General features: G+C 64.6%; 2 protein-coding genes and 1 pseudogene. 2 read left to right on the plus strand and 1 reads right to left on the minus strand.

Going from position 1 to position 3,914, the window contains the following annotated elements; genetic code table 11:
• Nucleotides 1–143: 143 nt before the first annotated feature.
• Complete coding sequence (locus DBR23_RS27985; protein WP_108500223.1) at nt 144–3,053, minus strand: DNA topoisomerase III; 2,910 nt, start codon at nt 3,051–3,053, stop codon at nt 144–146.
• 119 nt (nt 3,054–3,172) lie between these two features.
• Here DBR23_RS27985 and DBR23_RS27990 point away from each other — a divergent pair, with 119 nt between their 5' ends.
• Together DBR23_RS27990 and DBR23_RS27995 are read left to right on the plus strand one after the other, a co-directional pair.
• Nucleotides 3,173–3,727: an SET domain-containing protein gene (locus DBR23_RS27990; RefSeq protein ID WP_108500224.1), complete on the plus strand. Its 555-nt coding sequence runs from the start codon at nt 3,173–3,175 to the stop codon at nt 3,725–3,727.
• Nucleotides 3,724–3,914, plus strand: a pseudogene (locus tag DBR23_RS27995) (biotin--[acetyl-CoA-carboxylase] ligase); the annotation flags it as partial. The gene DBR23_RS27990 and the pseudogene DBR23_RS27995, both read left to right, overlap by 4 nt.

Consider the following 3,914-nt stretch of genomic DNA (forward strand, 5'->3'; position numbering starts at 1 on the left):
CTGCTGGCTGGCCGGGTCGCTGGAGCGCGCAGAGCCTGTGGTGGTGCAACCCCCCAGCGCAGCGGCAACCGCGAGTGCCACCAGCGCGGTGCGGCAGACGCTGCCCGCCATCGACGCGATAGGCACCATGTTCAGCGGCTTCATCATTCGCCGCCCAGGTGGTTGCCCAGGATGCCCGCCAGCTCAAACATGCCCGCGCTGTCCTTGCCGAACACGGCGCGCAGCTTGTCGTCAGCGACGATGGTGCGCTTGTCCTTGGGGTCTTGCAGGTTGTGGGCCTTGATGTATTCCCACATCTTCTTCACGGCCTCGGGGCGCGCCACCGGCTCGGTGCCAATCACGGCGGCCAGGGCGGCGCTGGGGGCCTTGCCTGCAGCGGCCTTGCGCGGGGCTTTGGCAGCCGTCGTTTTGGCTGCGGCCTTCTTTGCAGGGGCTTTTTTGGCGGCAGCGCTAGTGGGTTTTGCCTTGGTTGCTATTGTTTTTGAAGCGGCGCCCGGGCGGGGGGGGAACTTGCTGGGCGCGAATTCAAAGTTGACTTTGCCCGCCTCCTTGTCCCACGCCAGGTGGGCCTTGAAGTTGCGGCGCGTGCGCATGCTCACGAACTTGTCGAGCAGGTCGGTCTTGCCGGTCTCCAGCAGCTTGTGCATCTGCTCGCGCTCCACGGGCTGCTGCAGGATGATCTTGCCGCTCTTGAAGGTGCAGCTGGGCGTGGGCTGCGCCGCGGTAGGCACGGCCTTGCTGCACACATAGTTGCTGCCGTGTTCGTGCACTTCCGATCCGCAGATGGGGCAAGGGCCGAGCGCGGCGTCTTCAAACTCCACGATCTCGCCGGACTCTTCGCCCTTCTTGTCGTCGCCGAAGTCGAATTCGAGCTTGTAGTTGTGCGCCTCGTCGTCGTACTTGATGACGATCTCGGAGGTGAAGGGCCAGCCCGCCTTGGAGCGGAAGCCCTCCAGCGGCCCGATCTTCTTGTCCCGCAGCAGCGCGTTGGCCTCGGCCGTCTCGAAGGTGCGGCCTGCGGGTGATTTGCCGAAGCTGAATCCACAAGGCTCCGCGCCCGCCTTGCCCACGCAGGCAAAGCGGCGGTAGTTTTCCTTCACCACACCGCCGCAGTTGGGGCAGGGCGATTCAAGCGTGGCGTAGTCGCCAGGGATCGTGTCGCGATCGTATTCCTTGGCCTTCTTGACCATGCGCTCGGTCATGGCGGCGATCTCGGCCATGAAGGCTTCGCGGCTCAGTTGGCCCTTTTCCATTTGCGAGAGCTTGTACTCCCACTCGCCGGTCAGGTCGGCACGGCAGAGTTCTTCCACTTCCAGCCCGCGCAGCAGCGTCATGAGCTGGAAGGCCTTGGCCGTGGGGATGATTTCGCGGCCCTCGCGCAGCATGTACTTTTCGGTCAGCAGGCCTTCGATGATGGCCGCGCGTGTGGCTGGGGTGCCCAGGCCTTTTTCCTGCATGGCTTCGCGCAGTTCGTCGTCGTCGATCTGCTTACCCGCGCTTTCCATGGCGCCCAGCAGCGTGGCTTCGGAGTAGCGGGCGGGGGGCTTGGTCTTGAGGCCCTTGGGGTCGGCGGTCAGGGTGTTGACGCTCTCGCCGGGCTTCACCGGCACCAGGTTCTGGCCCTTGTCGCCGTCCTTGCCACCTTCCACTTCGTCAGCCGCTTCCTTGCCATAGATGGCCAGCCAGCCGGGCTTGACCAGCACCTTGCCTTCGGTCTTGAAGCTGTGCGGGGCCACGGTGCTGATGCGCGTGGTCACCGTGTATTCAGCGCTGGGGAAGAACACCGCCATGAAGCGGCGCACGACCAGGTCGTACAGCTTTTGCTCGGCTTCGCTCAGGCCGCTCGGTGCCTGCAGCGTGGGGATGATGGCAAAGTGATCGCTGACCTTGCTGTTGTCAAAGATGCGCTTGGACGGGCGCACGTAGTTGTTGTTCAGCGCCGTGAGCGCGTGGGGCGCCAGGTGCCGCATGCCGCTGTCGGCCAGCATCTCGAAGGTCTGCTTGGCCACCGGCAAATAGTCTTCCGGCAGCGCGCGCGAGTCGGTACGCGGGTAGGTCAGGGCCTTGTGGCGCTCGTACAGGCTTTGCGCCAGGGCCAGCGTGGTCTTGGCCGAAAAGCCGAACTTGCCGTTGGCCTCGCGCTGCAGGCTGGTCAGGTCGAACAGCAGGGGCGATGCCTGTGTGGTGGGCTTGCTTTCTTCGGTGACCGTGGCCTGCTTGCCGCGCACGGCGTTGGCTATTGACTGTGCCTCGGCGGCGGACCACACGCGGTCCGCGCGCATTTCCACATCCTCGCCCTTCTTCCACTTGGGGTCGAACCACTTGGCGGGGTACTCGCCGGCTTCCGCGCCAAAGGTGGCGTGGATTTCCCAATAGTCGCGGCTGATGAACTTGCGGATCTTTTCCTCGCGCTCCACAACCAGCGACAGCGTGGGCGTCTGCACCCGGCCCACGGTGGTCAGGAAGAACCCACCATCGCGCGAGTTGAACGCCGTCATGGCCCGCGTGCCATTGATGCCCACCAGCCAGTCGGCCTCGGAGCGGCTGCGCGCCGCACTGGCCAGGCCCGCCATCTGCTGCTCAGTGCGCAGCGCATCAAAGCCGTCGCGGATGGCCTGGGGCGTCATGGACTGCAGCCACAGGCGCTTGACCGGTTTGCCCAGGGGCTTGGCGCCACCGGCGTACTGCTCGATCAGGCGGAAGATCAGCTCCCCCTCGCGGCCCGCGTCGCAGGCGTTGATGAGCTGTGTCACGTCCTTGCGCTTGGCCTGCTTGACCACCGCGTTCAGGCGGCTCTTGGTCTTGTCCACGGGCTTCAGGTCAAAGTACGGCGGGATCACAGGCAGGTGCGCAAAGCTCCACTTGCCGCGCTTCACGTCAAACTGCTCGGGTGCCTGGATCTCCACCAGGTGGCCCACGGCGCTGGTGACTACATAGCGGTCGTTCTCGAAGTGGTCTTCGTGCTTCTCGAACTTGCCCGCCACGGGGGTCAGCGCGCGCACGATGTCTTGCGCCACCGAGGGTTTCTCTGCAATTACCAGGGTCTTGGTCATTTTTTGGTTTCTCGCCAGTCTGGCTGTCCGGCATCCGGCCGGTCGCTTCTACAATTCGTTGCCTCACGCGTACACGCGCACGCGCATGTGTGCATATTCAAGTTAACAGAGTTTTTGCCATGCCCCGCACCGCACCGCCTGCAACCCCGACCCCCGCGCAGGGCCGTCGCATCCAGACCCGGCGTTCGGGCGTGCACGGCAAGGGCGTTTTTGCCGTGCAGGATATTGCAGAGGGCGAAGTCCTTGTCGAATACACGGGTGAAGTGATTGGCTGGCAGGAGGCGCAGGACCGGCACCCGCACGACCCCTTGCAGCCCAACCACACGTTCTACTTCCATGTGGATGAAGACCATGTGATCGACGCAAAGTTCGGTGGCAATTCGTCGCGCTGGATCAACCACAGCTGCAACCCCAACTGCTACGCCGACGAGCGGGACGGCCGCATTTTCATCACCGCGCTGCGCAACATCCAGGCGGGCGAAGAGCTCAATTACGACTACGGCCTGATCATTGAAGAGCGCTATACCCCGAAGCTCAAGGCCGAATACCCCTGCTGGTGTGGCAGCCCCAACTGCCGGGGCACGCTGCTGGCGCCCAAGCGCGGCTGGGCACCTCCCGTGCCGCTGCCGCCATCCAAACCTTCCGCCAAGGCCGCCAAAAAGGCCCGGCGATGAATGCCCCCATCCGCTGGCCTGCCGAGGCCGTCTGGGAAGCGGTGTCACCGCTGTTACCGGGCTTTACCGTCGAGGTGCTGCCCACCATCGACTCCACCAACACCGAATTGATGCGCCGTGCGCGCAACGGCCAGTGCGAGCCCACCTTGCTGGTGGCCGAGCAGCAGACTGCCGGGCGCGGGCGGCT

Origin of the sequence: Acidovorax sp. HMWF018, assembly GCF_003061035.1 — a bacterium.
GTDB lineage: Bacteria > Pseudomonadota > Gammaproteobacteria > Burkholderiales > Burkholderiaceae_C > Acidovorax > Acidovorax delafieldii.

Excerpts from the sequence above, each read along its gene's own strand:
- DBR23_RS27985 (WP_108500223.1), bottom strand. The coding sequence starts at position 3,053 with ATGACCAAGACCCTGGTAATTGCAGAGAAACCCTCGGTGGCGCAAGAC.
- DBR23_RS27990 (WP_108500224.1), top strand. The coding sequence starts at position 3,173 with ATGCCCCGCACCGCACCGCCTGCAACCCCGACCCCCGCGCAGGGCCGT.